The organism is Aliidiomarina sp. (assembly GCF_022565475.1).
In the GTDB taxonomy this organism is placed as follows: domain Bacteria; phylum Pseudomonadota; class Gammaproteobacteria; order Enterobacterales; family Alteromonadaceae; genus Aliidiomarina.
In genome coordinates, this window is record NZ_JAIUMR010000004.1 from 151,636 (window position 1) to 167,835 (window position 16,200).

Sequence of the window (16,200 nt, forward strand, 5' to 3'; positions counted from 1 at the left end):
CCTTGTCAGACCTGCTTAAATTCAAAACAGTCACAATTTCACGTATAATCCCCCCGTTTTCTAATTTGCTGGCCGCTTTCTTTGAGCGGCGGGCATTCACCTGAGAGGAATCATTTGTGTTAGAACAATATCGCGCACATGTGGCCGAGCGTGCCGCAGAAGGAATTCCACCCAAGCCTCTGAACCCAGAGCAAGTTGCAGACTTGGTTGAGTTGTTAAAGAACCCGCCAGCGGGCGAAGAAGCGTTTTTGCTAGAACTGATCAGTGACCGCGTACCACCAGGGGTTGACGAAGCAGCCTACGTGAAAGCGGGCTTTTTAGCTGCAATCACCAAAGGTGAAGTCACTTCACCGATTATCGACAAGAAATTAGCGGTGAAACTACTGGGCAACATGCACGGTGGTTACAACATCGAAACCCTTGTGTCATTACTCGACGACGCCGAGCTAGCCGAAGCCGCTGGTGAAGAGCTGAAGCACACCATTTTGATGTTTGACGCCTTCCACGACGTGGAAGAGCGCATGAAAGCCGGCAATGCTGTAGCGAAAGCTGTGGTCGAGTCATGGGCGAATGCAGAGTGGTTTACCAGCCGCCCAGAAATGCCAGAAAAAATTACTGCGACTGTATTCAAAGTCACAGGTGAAACGAATACGGATGACTTATCACCAGCCCCTGATGCATGGTCTCGTCCTGATATTCCTTTGCATGCGAAAGCCATGTACAAAATGCCACGCGAAGGAATTACCAACGCGGCTGAGCAAATTGCTGAACTAAAAGAAAAAGGCAACCCAGTTGCGTTCGTCGGTGACGTTGTCGGTACCGGTTCTTCGCGGAAGTCAGCAACCAACTCAGTGTTGTGGTTCATTGGTGACGACATGCCAGGTACCCCGAACAAGCGTTCTGGCGGTATTTGTATTGGTGGCAAAGTGGCACCGATTTTCTTCAACACCATGAAGGACACCGGTACTTTAGTTTTTGAAGCAGACGTAGACCAGATGAACATGGGCGACGTCATTCATATTTATCCATTAGCGGGTAAAATTGAAAACGAAGCCGGTGAAGTGATTGCTGAGTACCAGTATGCGTCTGACGTGATTCTTGATGAAGTGCGCGCGGGTGGCCGGATTAACTTAATCATCGGCCGCGGTTTAACCACGAAAGCACGTGAGTCACTTGGTTTAGGTCGCTCTGACTTATTCCGTTCACCTGAACAGCCAAGTGACAGCGGTAAAGGCTTTACGTTAGCGCAGAAAATGGTCGGTAAAGCCTGTGGTATCGACGGCGTTCGTCCTGGTACTTACTGTGAGCCACGCATGACCACGGTTGGTTCGCAAGACACCACCGGCCCAATGACCCGTGACGAATTGAAAGACCTCGCCTGTTTGGGCTTTAACGCCGACTTAGTGATGCAGTCATTCTGTCATACGGCGGCCTATCCGAAGCCGGTTGATATTGAAACTCAGCACACCCTGCCAGACTTCATTATGAACCGTGGTGGTGTGTCTCTGCGTCCAGGTGACGGGATTATCCACAGCTGGTTAAACCGCATGTTATTGCCAGATACCGTGGGTACTGGTGGTGACTCGCATACGCGCTTCCCATTGGGTATTTCATTCCCAGCAGGTTCAGGCCTCGTTGCCTTCGCCGCAGCGACCGGCGTTATGCCACTGGATATGCCAGAGTCAGTATTGGTGCGCTTTAAAGGCAAAATGCAGCCAGGCGTCACTTTACGTGACTTGGTTCACGCCATTCCTTTGTATGCCATTAAAGAAGGTCTCTTAACCGTTGAAAAACGTGGTAAGAAGAACATCTTCTCTGGTCGTATTCTCGAAATCGAAGGTCTTGACAACCTCACAGTTGAGCAGGCATTTGAATTGTCTGACGCGTCGGCTGAGCGTTCAGCGGCTGGTTGTACGATCAAGTTGTCAGAAGAGTCGATTGCGGAATACTTACGTTCGAACATCACCATGTTACGTTGGATGATCGCCGAAGGTTACGGCGATGTCCGTACCCTTGAGCGTCGTGCACAGAAGATGGAAGAGTGGTTAGCGAACCCAGAACTGATGGAAGCGGACCAAGACGCCGAGTACTCTGCGGTGATCGAAATTGACTTAAACGAAATCGTTGAGCCAATTCTTTGCTGCCCGAACGATCCAGACGATGCGAAAACCTTGTCTGACGTAGCTGGCGACAAAGTGGATGAAGTCTTCATCGGTTCTTGTATGACCAACATCGGCCACTTCCGCGCGGCAGGTAAATTGCTTGAGCAAAATACCAATCCATTGAACACGCAGTTGTGGATTGCGCCACCGACGAAAATGGACGAAGCGCAATTGATGGAAGAAGGTTACTACAACATCTATGGTCGTAACGGTGTGCGTACAGAAATGCCAGGCTGTTCACTGTGTATGGGTAACCAAGCACGGGTGAAAGCAGGTGCAACTGTGCTTTCAACCTCAACGCGTAACTTCCCGAACCGTTTAGGTGATGGTGCCAACGTGTACTTGGCTTCTGCAGAGTTGTCTGCAGTTGGCGCTATCTTAGGTAAAATCCCAACGCGTGAAGAATACATGGAATACGCGCAGAACATCGACGCGATGGCTGGCGAAGTTTATAAGTACCTAAACTTTGACCAAATGCCTGACTTCCGCGCAGCAGAGCAAAAAGCGAAAGACACCATTATTCCGACGATTAATGTTGCCTAATTCGTTGCGCTGACGAAAACACAAACCCCGGTACTGCGAAGTATCGGGGTTTTTTTCATCGACTGATTGCAAGAATTCCACCATTGACCGCATTTGACTAGGTCTTCATGCCAAGAGCCGCTAAATTAACCGAGTGTTAACAATCAAGAATAATGAGGACAGGGTATGAAGCTTCTGACACAAGGCCTAGTGGTTGCACTAGCTTTTGTTTGTACGATGGCAGTTGCGGAAGAACACCGCCGTACGATTCCGATTGAAAGTGTCAATGTCACTGAGCACCGAATGCAAATTAACGGTCAACGCGTTGACTATAAAGTGTACGCAGGTACCTTGCCGGTGTGGGATGACAACGGCCACCCGACCGCGACGTTGCAGTACACCTACTACGAGCGTCAGGGCGTGCGCAATCAAGAAGAGCGGCCATTGATGATGTCCTTCAACGGTGGCCCGGGCTCAGCGTCCGTGTGGATGCATATCGCGTATACCGGACCGAAGTCGCTATTACTCGATGAAGAAGGCTATCCGGTGCAGCCATATGGCGTGCAGGACAACCCCTATTCGGTTCTTGATGTAACTGACATCGTCTTCGTTAACCCAGTCAACACCGGCTATTCACGAGTGTTGCCGGGGCCAGATGGAAACATGCCGTCGCGCGACCAACAGCAACGGATGTTCTTTGGTGTCAATGCCGACATACAGTACCTGTCCGAGTGGATAAACACCTTTGTGACGCGTTACAACCGCTGGCGCTCACCCAAGTTCCTTATTGGTGAAAGCTATGGCACGACCCGTGTTGCTGGCTTAGCGTTAGCGCTGCAAAACCAGCAGTGGATGTACCTCAATGGCGTGGTACTGGTTTCGCCAACGGACATGGGCATTGACCGTGATGGCCCAGTGAAAGCAGCCAATCGCTTACCATACTTTGCCGCAACCGCTTGGTACCACGGCAAGCTTGACGACGAACTGCAGCAAGGTGATTTGTATGATTTACTGCCGAAAGTCGAAGAGTTTACGATTAATACCTATTTACCGGCACTCGCGAAAGGTGCTTGGTTAGCGGACGACGAAAAGCAAGCCATTGCGGAGCAAGTAGCGCGTTACGCAGGTATTTCGGTTGAGTCTGTCTTGCAGAGCAACCTCGATATCGACACGGCGTTTTTCTGGAAGGAGTTGCTGCGTGACGAAGGCCATACGGTTGGCCGTCTCGATTCACGTTATAAAGGTCTCGACCGCAAAGACGTGGGTGTGCGTCCAGATTTCAACTCGGAGCTAACCTCGTGGCTACACTCGTTTACGCCAGCTATTAACTACTATTTGCGGGAAGAGCTAGGCTTCGTAACCGACACCAAATACAACATGTTTGGTCCGGTGCATCCGTGGGATCGCAGTGGCAACAATACTGGTGAAAACTTGCGCCAAGCGATGGCTCAAAACCCTTACTTGAACGTGTTGTTCCAAGCCGGTTATTACGACGGTGCCACCAACTATTTTGATGCCAAGTACAGTATGTGGCAGTTGGATCCGAGCGGTAAGATGAAAGATCGCTTGTATTTTGAGGGCTATCGAAGTGGTCATATGATGTATTTACGTCGTCATGACCTCGAGCTTTCGAACAACCATTTGCGTGACTTTATTAAAGCGTCTTTACCGGGTCGTAACGTGCCGGCGAAATATTAAGCACGACGCCTCAGAGGATACCTGTAATTGACAGATGAAACCCGTGCGCTGATGGTATACCATCGCAGCACGGGTTTTTTATTGAGTCATCATTGAGATAGAGCACATGAATGCATCATCTGTGCGGGTTGCTCCGCAACGTTGGTATCGAGGACTGCAAGGGCAATTGGCCCGCTTAGCTGTGAGTGGTGTATTACCCATTCGCTGGCTGTATCCAAAACCAAAGCAAGCGTATCCTGCCAAAGCAGGGCGTTTACACGTTGAGATAGTCAGCCATTGCTGGCAGTACGCGCATTTACAAGCTTATCAGTTAAGCTCGTTAGTTTTGCATCCACCGCAAAACGTCGATGTGACTATGACGGTGTATTATTGCCCGGACGATGAGAAAACCAGAGCATTGTTGGCATTCTTTGCTGAGCAAAAGGTGGCGAATGTGATCTGGAACTGGCGTCCGCTGCCGAGAGAGCAGCTGTTCCGGCGTGGTATTGGCCGCAATCATGCGGCCCTGAACACGCGGGCGGACTGGATCTGGTTTACCGATTGTGACGTGGTGTTTGCCGAAGGCACTTTAGACGCCTTAGCGCAGCAGCTTGATGGTCGCACCGATGCCTTGGTCTATCCAACCGAAGAGCGGGTAACGTCATTACTGGCGGAAGACGACCCCTTGTTGCAAAAAGCAGCAGCCGCACAAGTGGTTGCGCTTGATGGAACCGAGTTTATCGTCAAAAAAATCACCAAAGCCACCGGCCCGCTGCAGATCACCCATGGTGATGCTGCTCGTGAACTCGGTTACTGTGACGCCATGTCGGTGTACCAGACGCCTGCAGACAGTTGGCAGAAGTGTTACGAAGACCGTGCCTTTCGTTGGTTACTCCGAACCATGGGCACAGCAATTACCTTGCCAGGCGTGTATCGCATCAGGCATATTTTTAAAGGACGCTATACTGGTTCAGAAACCAATACAAAGTTACGCAGCCAAATTCGCAAGTTGCAAATTGGCTGGCGTGATCGCAACGATAAAAAAGCGTAATCATCGCGCGAAAACGACTGTCGCAAAGGAACTCGACCATGACCCAACCGATTCGCCCACAAACTGGCGTATGTGCTGAAGCAAGCCTCCACGGCTTGCTCTTATTACTGCATGTGACCTCTGAACAACCGGAAAAAGTCCGCCGTCGTTTAGCGGAGTTTGCCGATTTTGCCCATAAGTTTGAAGAGCGTTTCTCCGAGTCATTATTGAGTCTAGTGCTGGCGGTTGGCGAACCCTATTGGGACGTATTGTCGCCTGACTCCCGTCCGGATGGTTTAAAAACCATCCCTGAATTTTCAAAAAGTGAGCATTCACTACCAGTAACACCCTTTGATTTAGCAATCGTGATTCGTTCGGATCGATTTGATGCTAATTATGCGACGGGTCTGGAGTTACTCAATTGGCTGGGAGACTTAGTCGAGCTGGCGGAAGAATACACACCATTTCGTTACCTCGATGGCCGTGATTTGTTTGGCTTTAAATATACCAACGAACATATGGGTGGCCCGCATCGTCGCGAGCTGGCCTTGGTATCTGCTGAACAGGATCCGGAGTTTGCTGGTGGCAGCTTTCTGTGGCTACAGCTGAGTAAATTGGCACTACAAAAATTTCAGCGTTTAAGCACTGCCGAGCAAGAGAAAGTCATGGGGCGAGAGCGCGCGAGTGCGCGACTGATGAAAACGGCGAAAGCCACCCATGCAGAGAAAACCGAAGGAGATTTGTGGCGTTTACACATGCCTTACGGCGGTTTGCAACGTCCACATGAATTAAGTCTTTTATTTGCCGGACGGGTCGATTTACTGGACCAATGGCTGCGCAAACGCCTAGAGCAAGGCGAAGATGGCGAAAGTGATCCGCTACTCGATTATATTTTGATTGAACATTGCAGCGCCTATTTTGTACCCGCATTGAACTGGTGGCGACAGCTCGGACGCTAAACCGATTCGAAGAGACGTTGCACGTTTTCGAGCGTTTCGTCGATCGTGGCAGTATTGACCGGCGCAATAAAAATAGTGTCATCACCGGCGATCGTGCCCAGCACACCTTCTTTACGACCCACCGAGTCGAGCAGGCGCGCGATCAGCTGTGCTGCGCCAGGCGTGGTGCGGATAATGATCATTACTTCATTGTGCTCAACTTCGAGTACCAATTGGCGGACGGAACTGCGCGCTGACGGCATGGAAAGTTCTGGCGGTAAGCAATAAACCATTTCTTCGAGCGCGTTGCGTGCACGAACGGCCCCAAACTTACTCAACATGCGCGAGACTTTCGATTGATTGACGCCTTCGAAGCCACGTTCCTGCAAAGCGACAACAATCTCCGCTTGCGACGAATAGCGCTCTTCTTTCAAAATTTCGCGAAATGCTTCGACTAAATGATCGTGCTGAGTTGACGCCATACTGAGACCATACCATCGTCTAATTGTTGAAGTTATGTAATCGCGGCACAGTGTATCGGATTTTTTCCAGAACACCTAGTTTTCAGCGCCTACAAGGGTAATTTTTCTCGTCAGTTAAACGGCCGTTTTATTGTTTTTTGGGCGCTGATCGGCTAAGGTTTAGCCCCCCGCAACGAATTGAATGGAGTGCGATATGAAAGTTGTAGTTTTAGGCGCCGCAGGCGGTATCGGTCAGGCGTTATCTTTACTGTTGAAAACCCAATTACCTGCTGGCTCAGACTTAGCATTATTCGACATTGCACCAGTAACTCCAGGTGTTGCTGTTGACTTAAGCCACATCCCAACGGCTGTGTCTGTTAAGGGTTATGGCCAAGACGGTTTAGTTCAAGCACTCGAAGGTGCGGACGTCGTTCTCATTCCAGCTGGCGTGCCACGTAAGCCAGGCATGGATCGCTCAGACCTGTTCAACATGAATGCGGGCATTATCAAAAACTTGGTTGAGCACATTGCCGACACCTGCCCGAAAGCATTAATCGGAATTATCACCAACCCAGTGAACACGACAGTTGCTATCGCTGCAGAAGTGTTGAAAGCGAAAGGCGTTTACGACAAAAACCGTTTATTCGGTGTGACGACGCTTGACGTCATCCGTGCGGAAACCTTCGTTGGCGAATTGAAAGGTTTGAACCCAGCTGAATTGCACGTACCCGTGATCGGCGGCCACAGCGGCACGACCATTCTGCCATTATTGTCGCAGGTTGAAGGCGTTGAGTTCAGCCAAGACGAAATCGAGTCATTAACCCACCGTATTCAAAACGCGGGTACGGAAGTTGTTGAAGCGAAAGCTGGCGGCGGCTCTGCAACCCTGTCTATGGGCCAAGCAGCAGCACGTTTCTGTTTCTCGCTGGTGAAAGGCCTGCAAGGTGAAGCCGTGACTGAATACGCCTATGTTGAAGGTGACGGTAGCGACGCCCAGTACTTCGCACAAGCAGTACGTTTAGGCAAGAACGGCGTTGAAGAAATTCTGCCCTACGGCGAGCTCAGCGAATTTGAAGCGAAAGCGAAAGCGGACATGTTGGATGGCCTGAAGAAAGACATCCAAATGGGTATCGACTTCGCTAACCAATAAGCCTCGATGCTGATTGAAGAAACCGCGCTCGGTGCAAACCAGCGCGGTTATTTTGTTTTTGTATTGAGCTTTTAGTATTAATGTCGACGAAACAAAGTATTGAGAAATTACTCTATGAAGTGAACCTTCTCATTTAATCGGTTTGAATTAACGATGAAACATTTACCTTTTCTCGGAGTACTTAGCGCAGTTCTACTGTTTTGGTGGAGCGCTGGTTTATATCCGGGCGGCACTCAACTTGATCCAACGACGGTGGGGTATAGCTGGACTGAGAATACCATTTCCGCACTGTTCCAGCCCTATGCCGTGAATGGCGAGGAAAACCCAGCGCGTTGGTACGCGACCTTTGCGGTATTTTTGTTTTGTCTGAGCATTGCCGCTGTATTCCATGCGATAGCGACTGCTGCGCAGCAATGGTCGCGCCGGTTTTATGCGGGCGCAGTTAGCCGTCATGGACAGATTATTCGCATCGCCGGTGTTGCGATGGCTGTGTTTACGTTTCTCGTTACAACACCGCTGCACCACATCAAAGTGACCATTGCACTGGTCTTCTTTTTGGTGACCGCAGTCACGCTGCTGAATTGGCTGTGGCAGGCGAGGGCACACGGATTGTTTCTGCTAGGGCTACTCGCGCTTGCACTACCGGTGGTGAATGCGATTTTGTTTTACGGGCAAATGGGTTATGAATGGCTACCGCCAATTCAAAAAGCGGGGAAACTCGTGGCGGGGATTTGGTTGTTCGCAATTTATTATGGGTTCAGGCAGTATAAAATCGACTGAAAATTGAGCAATCACTGTTGCAAAAACGTTAAATTGGGCTAAATCTTAAAGATTATCTCCAAAAGTTGAGCAGCCCGATGAATACGTCAATAAATACCCTAACTCACCGCGGTCTGTCGTCCGCTTTTCGTTACCTGCTATTTTTGCTTTTACTTTGCAGCGTCAGTTTCAGTGTCAGCGCAAATAACGACACGGATCCAATTCGCTTGCAGTACAACCAGTTCGACCAATTCATTCAACAACAGCAGGGGCAGCAAGCGCTGCAAGTTGCGCAGCAAATGATGCAATCCGCACCAAGTCATCCGTTAACGGGCGTGGTACAAGCTCGCATCAATTTGCTCCGCAACAATTTGGCTGAAGCTCAGCTAATTTTGAACCAAATCTTAAATGCCTATCCGCATCAGCCGCGACCATGTTCTTGGCCGAGCTAGAAAACTATCAAGGTCAGAAGCAAAATGCGCTGCGGCGCATTGATCTGGCCTTACAACAACATCCGGATGCAGGTTTTCTAGCCTCGATGGCGTTGAGGATATTGGCGCAACCACAGGACGCGCAACAACGTATCCCTTATCTACAACGGTTGGCGAGCACTGGCTCGGAGGCTGAACGCGCACAAGCGTATGCCGTTATCGGTGAAACTTACATGGGCTTAAAGCAAGCAAGTGCCGCAGCCGATGCTTTGCGTCAAAGTCTCGAGCTGCAACTGAATGCGAATGTAGCTTATGCGTTTGTGCAACAACTCGTTGTCGCTGGGCGCTATGGCGAAGCAATTGCTTATGCTGCGCTCGTGCGCAGTGAGTTTCCACAAGCACAAGCAAATGCGCTGCAACAACAGTGGGCAGCGCAGCTGCAGCAAGCGCAAACGGCAATAACGAGAACGATAAGCCCGATGCCAAATGCGGCAAAATTATCAGCGGGTGAACGTCAACAGGTAGAGAACATCATCAGCCAGCTGACTGCACAACCTCGACTGAATACGCTGCTGGTGATGCCCGGTCGGTGGAGTGGTCATGACGGACGTTATGGCGGATTGATTCGACCGACTGAAGGCGCATTATTAGCGTTAGCCCAAGCGGCAGTGACCCAAGCAAAATTTGGTAACCTGGCCGAGGCAATGGCAATTTGTCAATCGCTCAGCGAGCGCGGGTTACGGATGATGACGCAGTTTCGTATCGCTCAAACCCTGCAAGCGCGGGGAGAACGTGATCTAGCACAGCATTGGTATCAGCTTGCTGCGGTGACACTGGGGACCAATTGGCGCAGTGCGTTTCCGCAGCGCAGCTATAGTTCCTTATTAGACACGGAGATCACGAATGCGAACAGCGCATGGATGGCGGGTATTGGTATTGATGTCACAACCTATACCTTGATGCAGGGGCAAAATCAGCGATTGGCTAATCATTACGATGAATACATCAGCCTGAAAGCGATGCAATATGCGACATTGCATGCACTCGAAGGCGACTCTGCACTGAGTGCATTTTATCAACAGTCACACTTGCCGACGAGTGCGATATTCCGGTCTGCGTCGCGATTAAAGCAATTTGATTTTGCCGCTGCTGTTTGGTCACCCACACAGGTTACCCCGAGTGATACATTGTCAGCCTTGGGCGAGCTGCTGGAGGGTAAACGCCTGCGTGAAAGCGAAACAATCACGCGTCAGCAGTGGCAGCTCTATCAGCAGAAATTAGCAGCAGATGACTATGAATTAAATAACATTTGGAACCCCGATTTTGACCAAGATATGTATTGGCTGAACCAGCACGCGAATTATCATGGGCGTAGTGGTCAAGCTTCGTTAGCGCAAGAAATTTATGCCTTTTTGGAAGGGATACCGCAATATCGCGATAAGGTCACCCGCTTCGATACGGATGAACAGATGTTCGATGACGCAACGCTCGCCCAGGCATTATCAGATATTCAGCGCGCCCCAGAAGAACTGGAGGAAAGTTTTATCAGTGACGTTCTGTGGGAACTTTATTTGCGTCGCCGCGCGGGAGATATTTTGCGGGTAATAGCGCGGGTAGAAAATCGGCCAACTTTTGTACATTGGCAGACGCAGTGGATTTTGCGTGAGTTTGGTGTCGAAGGACTTGCACCGACGGAAGCCGATCAATTCATCAACTATTATCTCAGCTCTGCACCGAGTGTCATCGCCACTCTTGAGGACAGTGGAAAAAGTGCTCGGTTGAGCGAGATGGCATATTGGCTGACGAAGTATCACAAGAACGCGGAGTTGTTACGACTGTTGGCTGAAACAAACGAACAGATTCCGCAAATGCTCATGCTCAATAGTCACCAAGTGGCTCTATTGGAGCGTTATGACTTGTAACGGGCTTGTTTAAGCGACGCGCTCGACGGCCAAATGCGCGAGCGCTTTTAGCGCTTCTTTGTAGTCGTTATCTGGGAATGCAGATAACGCTTCGATCGCTAAATCGCGTTGCTCGAGCGCTTTGTTGCGGGTGTACTCCAGCGCTTTGGTGTTTTTCATGATCGCGAGAATAGGCTCGAGGGCGTCACGGCGGCCACCTTCTTCAATTGCACTACGAATCAATTCCGCATTCTCGGCATCGGTATTCCACATCGCATATAACAATGGCAGCGTTGGTTTGCCTTCGGCAAGGTCGTCGCCGGCATCTTTGCCCATGGTTTCAGCGTCTGAGGTGTAGTCGAGTAGGTCATCGACGAGTTGGAAGGCGTTGCCTAAATAACGACCGTAGTCGGCGGCTGCCTGTTCAACTTCAGCGGACTCACCCGCTAACACTGCGGCTAACTGCGTTGCCGCTTCAAACAGTTTTGCGGTTTTGCTGTAGATAACTTGAAAATACGAAGCTTCAGTCGTGGTCGGGTCATTGCAGTTCATCAACTGCAAGACTTCACCTTCGGCGATAATGTTGGTCGCGTCGGCAAGCACTTCAAGTACGCGCATACTTTCTGTTTTGACCATCAGCTGGAAAGCACGGGTATATAAAAAGTCACCGACTAAAACACTGGCCTCATTGCCAAATAAGGCGTTGGCTGTGTCGCGTCCACGCCGTGTCAGCGATTCGTCGACCACATCGTCATGGAGCAGCGTAGCGGTATGAATAAACTCAACAATGGCGGCAAGCAGGTGGTGTTTGTCGCCTTCATAGCCAAGTGCCCGCGCTGCTAATACCGCAAGTTGCGGCCGTAACCGTTTGCCACCGCTGTTGATGATATAGAAGCCAAGCTGATTGATCAGCGCAACGTCCGAATTCAACTGGGCAGTGATAATGGTGTTAACCGCGTCCATATCCGCTTGATTGAGGGCGCGTACAGCCGCTAAATCCATGGTATAATCAGCTCGTCTTTACAGAAAATTTGCGGGTGATTTTACCTGATTTGAAAATTTCTGCCAGATTTCTTCACCTTTGATCATTTTTTGACTTTTTACTTGCGTTGCTATCTGTTTTTCCGTAAAATCCGCGGCCTGAATTAAGTTTGTTGCGCCTGTACAAGGCATGTGGAGAATAATATGTACGCGGTTTTTCAAAGTGGCGGTAAACAGCACCGTGTCACCGAGGGCCAGACCGTTCGCCTGGAAAAGCTCGAAGCAGCTACCGGTGATACAATCGAATTTGAGCAAGTGCTCATGCTCTCTGATGGTGAAAAAGTAACGATCGGTGCGCCTTTCGTTTCTGGTGGTAAAATTAAGGCTGAAGTTGTGACGCATGGCCGTGGTGATAAAGTGACGATCGTTAAGTTCCGTCGTCGTAAGCATCACCGTAAGCAGGCGGGTCACCGTCAGTGGTTCACTGAAGTGAAAATCACTGGCATCAGCGGTTAAGAGGAGTAGAGACACATGGCACACAAAAAAGCTGGTGGTTCAACTAAAAACGGTCGTGATTCAGAAAGCAAACGCTTAGGTGTTAAGCGTTACGGCGGTGAATCAGTATTGGCCGGTAACATCTTGGTGCGTCAGCGGGGCACCAAATTCCACGCAGGCGACAACGTAGGTCTAGGTCGTGACCACACTTTGTTCGCTAAAGTAGACGGTAAAGTTACCTTCGAAACTCGTGGACCACAAAACCGGAAATTCATCAGCGTTCACGCTGACTAATACTGCAAAGTATTTCCGGAAAAACCCCGCCATTGTGCGGGGTTTTTTGTATACTTAAGTAAGTTTATTCGTCGAACACAGGCAAAACCATGAAATTCGTTGATGAAGTAGAGATTCGCGCAGAGGCAGGAGACGGCGGTAACGGCTGTATCAGCTTCCGACGCGAAAAATTTATCCCTAAGGGCGGTCCCGATGGCGGTGACGGCGGCGATGGCGGGGATGTCTGGTTAGTCGCCGACGAGAACGTCAATACCTTAATCGATTATCATTTTGAGCGTTTGCATCGAGCGATGCGTGGTCAGAATGGTATGAGCCGCAACTGCACCGGCAAACGCGGTGACGACAAAGTGCTGCAAGTGCCACTTGGTACGCGTGTGAAAGACATGGACACGGGCGAAGTTCTAGGCGACTTGACCAAACAAGGTCAGCGTTTAATGGTTGCCAAAGGTGGTTTCCATGGCCTTGGCAACACCCGTTTTAAAAGCAGTACGAATCGGGCTCCACGGCAAAAAACGGACGGCACTAAAGGTGAGCAGCGTAATCTGCAGCTCGAATTATTGCTCTTAGCCGACGTTGGCTTGTTGGGTATGCCGAATGCGGGTAAGTCGACCTTGATTCGCTCGGTCTCCGCGGCGAAGCCGAAAGTTGCCGATTATCCGTTTACGACCTTAACACCGAACTTAGGTGTGGTGCGTTTATCGGGACACCAGAGTTTCGTGATTGCCGATATCCCAGGTTTGATTGAAGGGGCAGCAGACGGTGCTGGTTTGGGTATTCAATTCCTCAAGCACCTCGAGCGTTGTGGTCTGTTACTCCATTTAGTCGATGTCGCGCCTTACGACGAGTCTGATCCGGCACAAGCCGCAGTGACGATTATTAATGAATTGGCCGAATACAGCCCCGCACTGGCGGAAAAGCCACGGTGGTTAGTGTTAAATAAAACCGATTTATTAGATGAAGAAACGTTGGCAGAACGTCGTCAACAAGTGGTTGACGCGCTCGAGTGGGAAGGTCCTGTTTATGAGCTTTCAGCACTAACAGGAAAAGCCTGTAAAGAGCTAATGGGCGAAATTATGCAGTATTTGGAAGCCTTGCCGAAGCCTGCGGAGCCGGAGCCAGAAGAAGCAGAGAAAGTTGAGTTCAAGTGGTCGAGTCACCACGCCGAACAACTTCGCAATGCGGAGGAGTGGGTCGAAGGTGACGACGACAATTGGGACGATGACGATGACTGGGATGATGATGAGCCCGATGATGGTCATGTCATCTATCGCAAATAAATAGAGCGGCAGCGTGCCTTTTGGCAGCTGCCGTTTTTTATTGGCGAAAATACGTTACAATACAGTTTCTTGCGGACAAACAATAATAACGAGTGACGCATATGCACATTTCCCTCATTGCCGCGATGGCGCACAATCGCGTCATCGGCAAACACGGTGACATGCCGTGGCACCTTCCCGGTGAATTGCAATACTTTAAAAGCCTGACCATAGGCAAGCCCATTGTCATGGGGCGCAAGACCTTCGAATCGATCGGTCGACCGTTATCGGGACGCCACAATATCGTCATTAGCCGCACCGCAGAAAACTTACCTTCAGAAGTGACCCATGTTTCATCACCCGAAGCGGCAATCCGTGCAGCGAAGCTGCGCGCGGAGGAAGAAGGCGTTCAATTAGAAGAGTTAATGGTGATTGGCGGTGGTCAAATTTATGCGGCGTTCTTACCCATGGCGACACGGCTCTATTTGACGCATATTGATTTAAACGTCGATGGCGACACTTGGTTTCCTGAGTACCACCCAGAACAGTGGCAACGGACGCTGTTGCGGAATCAAGCGGTCGACACCGAAAACTCCCTAGCCTATCAAGGCTATTTATATGAAAAAAAGTAAGTTATTAGTACAACAATAAGTGAGAATAACAATGGTAACACTCTCAAGAACGGCGATGAGCATAGTCGCGGCAACGGCACTTGTTGTGCTTCACGCCGCGAGCAACTCTGCCATGGCAAGCAATCAGCGCTTGGTCATGGAGCCTTGTCATGTACAAGGACTTGCCGAACAAGTGGAATGCGGTTTCTATACCGTGCCTGAAAATTATGCCGAGCCTCAAGGCCGCACCCTCGACTTATACGTGGTGCGTTTGCCCGCAGTGAGTTCGGGACGGACCAGCGACCCAGTGTTCTTTCTTGCGGGTGGGCCAGGCCAAGCTGCGACGGAACTCACTTCTGTCGTTGCGCAGCTTTTCCGCGACGTGCGGCAAACACGCGATATTATCCTCGTTGACCAACGTGGTACTGGACAGTCCAACCCGCTTGAGTGTCCGTTAGGCGATTTAGGCGACATGTTGGTTCCAGACGACCAAGTTGACCTGACCGGCATTGCTGCTGGCTGCGCGGCGGATATTCAAAGCCAACAGGATATTGACTTTCAACACTACAATACAGTCAACGCAATTCGCGATTTCGATAGTGTCCGGGCTGCATTGGGCTATCAGCAGGTCAATTTATATGGCGGTTCTTATGGCACGCGCGCCGGCCTTGTTTGGATGCGAGAGAAACCAGAGTCATTGCGCAGTGTAGTACTTGACGGCCTCGCACCAACGCAAGTGGTGATTGGCCCGTTCGGGACCTTTAGCCAACGCGCGTTTGACATTATGAACGCGGATTGTGCTGCCCAAGAAGGCTGTTTAGAAGAATTTGGCGATATCAGCGCAACCTACTATGCACTGCGCGAACAGCTACTTGAACAGCCGCAGCGTTTGACCATTCGTGATGCCCGAAGTGACGAGCCACATGAAGTATTGGTGACCGCAACACGATTAGCCAGTATTTTGCGCGCCGCACTTTATTCACCGCGCTCACGGCAGCTGATGCCGCTAGCGATTCGCGAAGCGGCAAACGGCAACTGGCGACCCATTAGCGGTTTAGCGGGCAGCTTTGAGACCAATTCACCTTTGTACATGGGCTTGATGATGTCCGTGTTGTGCCAAGAAGACTTACCGCGAGCCGACGCCGAGCTATTGGCGCGTGATGCCGATAACCGTTTTATTGGCGGCAGTGTCGCCCGTGAGTTTCAACGCATGTGTGACGGTTGGCCGGTCGAGCAGTTAGCAGGCACTGCGCACGCGGAGCCAGTCCATAGCACCATTCCAACGTTACTGTTGTCAGGACGACAAGATCCAGTAACGCCACCTGAATGGGGTGATTTAGCCGCAGAAACTTTACCCAACAGCCAGCACTTTGTCGCTGAACACGGTGGCCACACGATTTTCAGCCACACTTGTGCCAATCGCATGATCGACCGCTTTTTACAGAATCCTTCGGCGGAAGTGGATGGCACATGTTTAGAGCAAACGCGGTTGTTACCGTTTGTACGCAACGTTAACGCAGCGGGGATGTAAG

Annotated in this window: 15 protein-coding genes; 13 read left to right on the forward strand and 2 right to left on the reverse strand. The window is 50.5% G+C overall.

The window, feature by feature from the left end:
- Window positions 1-116: 116 nt before the first annotated feature.
- The 4 genes from acnB (at window position 117) to LAT77_RS05425 (ending at window position 6,350) form a co-directional block, all read left to right on the forward strand.
- The gene (gene acnB, locus LAT77_RS05410) at window positions 117-2,705 is read left to right on the forward strand and encodes a bifunctional aconitate hydratase 2/2-methylisocitrate dehydratase (protein WP_290563537.1); all 2,589 of its coding nucleotides are present in this window, start codon (window positions 117-119) and stop codon (window positions 2,703-2,705) included.
- 216 nt (window positions 2,706-2,921) lie between these two features.
- Window positions 2,922-4,382 (forward strand): carboxypeptidase, encoded by a 1,461-nt coding sequence (locus tag LAT77_RS05415; protein ID WP_290563588.1) that lies wholly within the window; start codon window positions 2,922-2,924, stop codon window positions 4,380-4,382.
- 106 nt (window positions 4,383-4,488) lie between these two features.
- Window positions 4,489-5,412, forward strand: coding sequence for a glycosyltransferase (locus tag LAT77_RS05420; protein WP_290563538.1), 924 nt, complete (start codon window positions 4,489-4,491; stop codon window positions 5,410-5,412).
- 38 nt (window positions 5,413-5,450) lie between these two features.
- Entirely contained in the window at window positions 5,451-6,350 is a 900-nt protein-coding gene (locus LAT77_RS05425) for a Dyp-type peroxidase (RefSeq protein ID WP_290563539.1), read from the forward strand.
- Here LAT77_RS05425 and argR read toward each other — a convergent pair.
- Window positions 6,347-6,811, reverse strand: coding sequence for a transcriptional regulator ArgR (gene argR / locus LAT77_RS05430; protein ID WP_290563540.1), 465 nt, complete (start codon window positions 6,809-6,811; stop codon window positions 6,347-6,349). The two genes, LAT77_RS05425 and argR, sit on opposite strands and share 4 nt — an antisense overlap.
- 193 nt (window positions 6,812-7,004) lie before the next feature.
- On the opposite strand from argR, the gene mdh reads away from it, so the two are divergent.
- From mdh to LAT77_RS05450, 4 genes are all read left to right on the forward strand, one after another.
- Entirely contained in the window at window positions 7,005-7,940 is a 936-nt protein-coding gene (mdh, locus tag LAT77_RS05435; protein ID WP_290563541.1) for a malate dehydrogenase, read from the forward strand.
- A 153-nt stretch (window positions 7,941-8,093) separates the two neighbouring features.
- Window positions 8,094-8,720: a hypothetical protein gene (locus tag LAT77_RS05440; protein WP_290563542.1), complete on the forward strand. Its 627-nt coding sequence runs from the start codon at window positions 8,094-8,096 to the stop codon at window positions 8,718-8,720.
- A gap of 77 nt (window positions 8,721-8,797) precedes the next feature.
- Window positions 8,798-9,151, forward strand: coding sequence for a tetratricopeptide repeat protein (locus LAT77_RS05445; RefSeq protein WP_290563543.1), 354 nt, complete (start codon window positions 8,798-8,800; stop codon window positions 9,149-9,151).
- Window positions 9,139-11,052 carry a hypothetical protein gene (locus tag LAT77_RS05450; RefSeq protein ID WP_290563544.1) on the forward strand — a complete coding sequence of 638 codons (1,914 nt, stop codon included), beginning with the start codon at window positions 9,139-9,141 and terminating at the stop codon, window positions 11,050-11,052. Before LAT77_RS05445 ends, LAT77_RS05450 begins: the two co-directional genes overlap by 13 nt.
- A 9-nt stretch (window positions 11,053-11,061) precedes the next feature.
- On the opposite strand, the gene ispB is transcribed toward LAT77_RS05450, so the two are convergent.
- The gene (ispB, locus tag LAT77_RS05455; protein ID WP_290563545.1) at window positions 11,062-12,033 is read right to left on the reverse strand and encodes an octaprenyl diphosphate synthase; all 972 of its coding nucleotides are present in this window, start codon (window positions 12,031-12,033) and stop codon (window positions 11,062-11,064) included.
- 183 nt (window positions 12,034-12,216) lie between these two features.
- On the opposite strand from ispB, the gene rplU reads away from it, so the two are divergent.
- The 5 genes from rplU to LAT77_RS05480 all read left to right on the forward strand — a co-directional run bounded on the left by rplU (window position 12,217) and on the right by LAT77_RS05480 (window position 16,199).
- Window positions 12,217-12,528 (forward strand): 50S ribosomal protein L21, encoded by a 312-nt coding sequence (gene rplU, locus LAT77_RS05460; protein ID WP_290563546.1) that lies wholly within the window; start codon window positions 12,217-12,219, stop codon window positions 12,526-12,528.
- A 15-nt stretch (window positions 12,529-12,543) separates the two neighbouring features.
- Window positions 12,544-12,801, forward strand: a complete 258-nt coding sequence (gene rpmA / locus LAT77_RS05465; protein ID WP_290563547.1) for a 50S ribosomal protein L27 — start codon at window positions 12,544-12,546, stop codon at window positions 12,799-12,801.
- 89 nt (window positions 12,802-12,890) lie between these two features.
- The gene (gene cgtA / locus LAT77_RS05470; RefSeq protein ID WP_290563548.1) at window positions 12,891-14,078 is read left to right on the forward strand and encodes an Obg family GTPase CgtA; all 1,188 of its coding nucleotides are present in this window, start codon (window positions 12,891-12,893) and stop codon (window positions 14,076-14,078) included.
- A gap of 101 nt (window positions 14,079-14,179) precedes the next feature.
- Window positions 14,180-14,689 carry a type 3 dihydrofolate reductase gene (gene folA, locus LAT77_RS05475; RefSeq protein WP_290563549.1) on the forward strand — a complete coding sequence of 170 codons (510 nt, stop codon included), beginning with the start codon at window positions 14,180-14,182 and terminating at the stop codon, window positions 14,687-14,689.
- A gap of 55 nt (window positions 14,690-14,744) precedes the next feature.
- The gene (locus tag LAT77_RS05480; RefSeq protein WP_290563550.1) at window positions 14,745-16,199 is read left to right on the forward strand and encodes an alpha/beta hydrolase; all 1,455 of its coding nucleotides are present in this window, start codon (window positions 14,745-14,747) and stop codon (window positions 16,197-16,199) included.
- Window position 16,200: the final 1 nt, after the last annotated feature.

What these genes read in the sequence shown, in the direction of transcription:
- folA (WP_290563549.1), top strand. Translation starts at nt 14,180, where the DNA reads ATGCACATTTCCCTCATTGCCGCGATGGCGCACAATCGCGTCATCGGC.
- argR (WP_290563540.1), bottom strand. Translation starts at nt 6,811, where the DNA reads ATGGCGTCAACTCAGCACGATCATTTAGTCGAAGCATTTCGCGAAATT.
- LAT77_RS05445 (WP_290563543.1), top strand. Translation starts at nt 8,798, where the DNA reads ATGAATACGTCAATAAATACCCTAACTCACCGCGGTCTGTCGTCCGCT.
- cgtA (WP_290563548.1), top strand. Translation starts at nt 12,891, where the DNA reads ATGAAATTCGTTGATGAAGTAGAGATTCGCGCAGAGGCAGGAGACGGC.
- LAT77_RS05415 (WP_290563588.1), top strand. Translation starts at nt 2,922, where the DNA reads ATGGCAGTTGCGGAAGAACACCGCCGTACGATTCCGATTGAAAGTGTC.
- LAT77_RS05425 (WP_290563539.1), top strand. Translation starts at nt 5,451, where the DNA reads ATGACCCAACCGATTCGCCCACAAACTGGCGTATGTGCTGAAGCAAGC.
- LAT77_RS05480 (WP_290563550.1), top strand. Translation starts at nt 14,745, where the DNA reads ATGAGCATAGTCGCGGCAACGGCACTTGTTGTGCTTCACGCCGCGAGC.
- mdh (WP_290563541.1), top strand. Translation starts at nt 7,005, where the DNA reads ATGAAAGTTGTAGTTTTAGGCGCCGCAGGCGGTATCGGTCAGGCGTTA.
- rplU (WP_290563546.1), top strand. Translation starts at nt 12,217, where the DNA reads ATGTACGCGGTTTTTCAAAGTGGCGGTAAACAGCACCGTGTCACCGAG.
- LAT77_RS05420 (WP_290563538.1), top strand. Translation starts at nt 4,489, where the DNA reads ATGAATGCATCATCTGTGCGGGTTGCTCCGCAACGTTGGTATCGAGGA.
- LAT77_RS05440 (WP_290563542.1), top strand. Translation starts at nt 8,094, where the DNA reads ATGAAACATTTACCTTTTCTCGGAGTACTTAGCGCAGTTCTACTGTTT.
- rpmA (WP_290563547.1), top strand. Translation starts at nt 12,544, where the DNA reads ATGGCACACAAAAAAGCTGGTGGTTCAACTAAAAACGGTCGTGATTCA.
- ispB (WP_290563545.1), bottom strand. Translation starts at nt 12,033, where the DNA reads ATGGATTTAGCGGCTGTACGCGCCCTCAATCAAGCGGATATGGACGCG.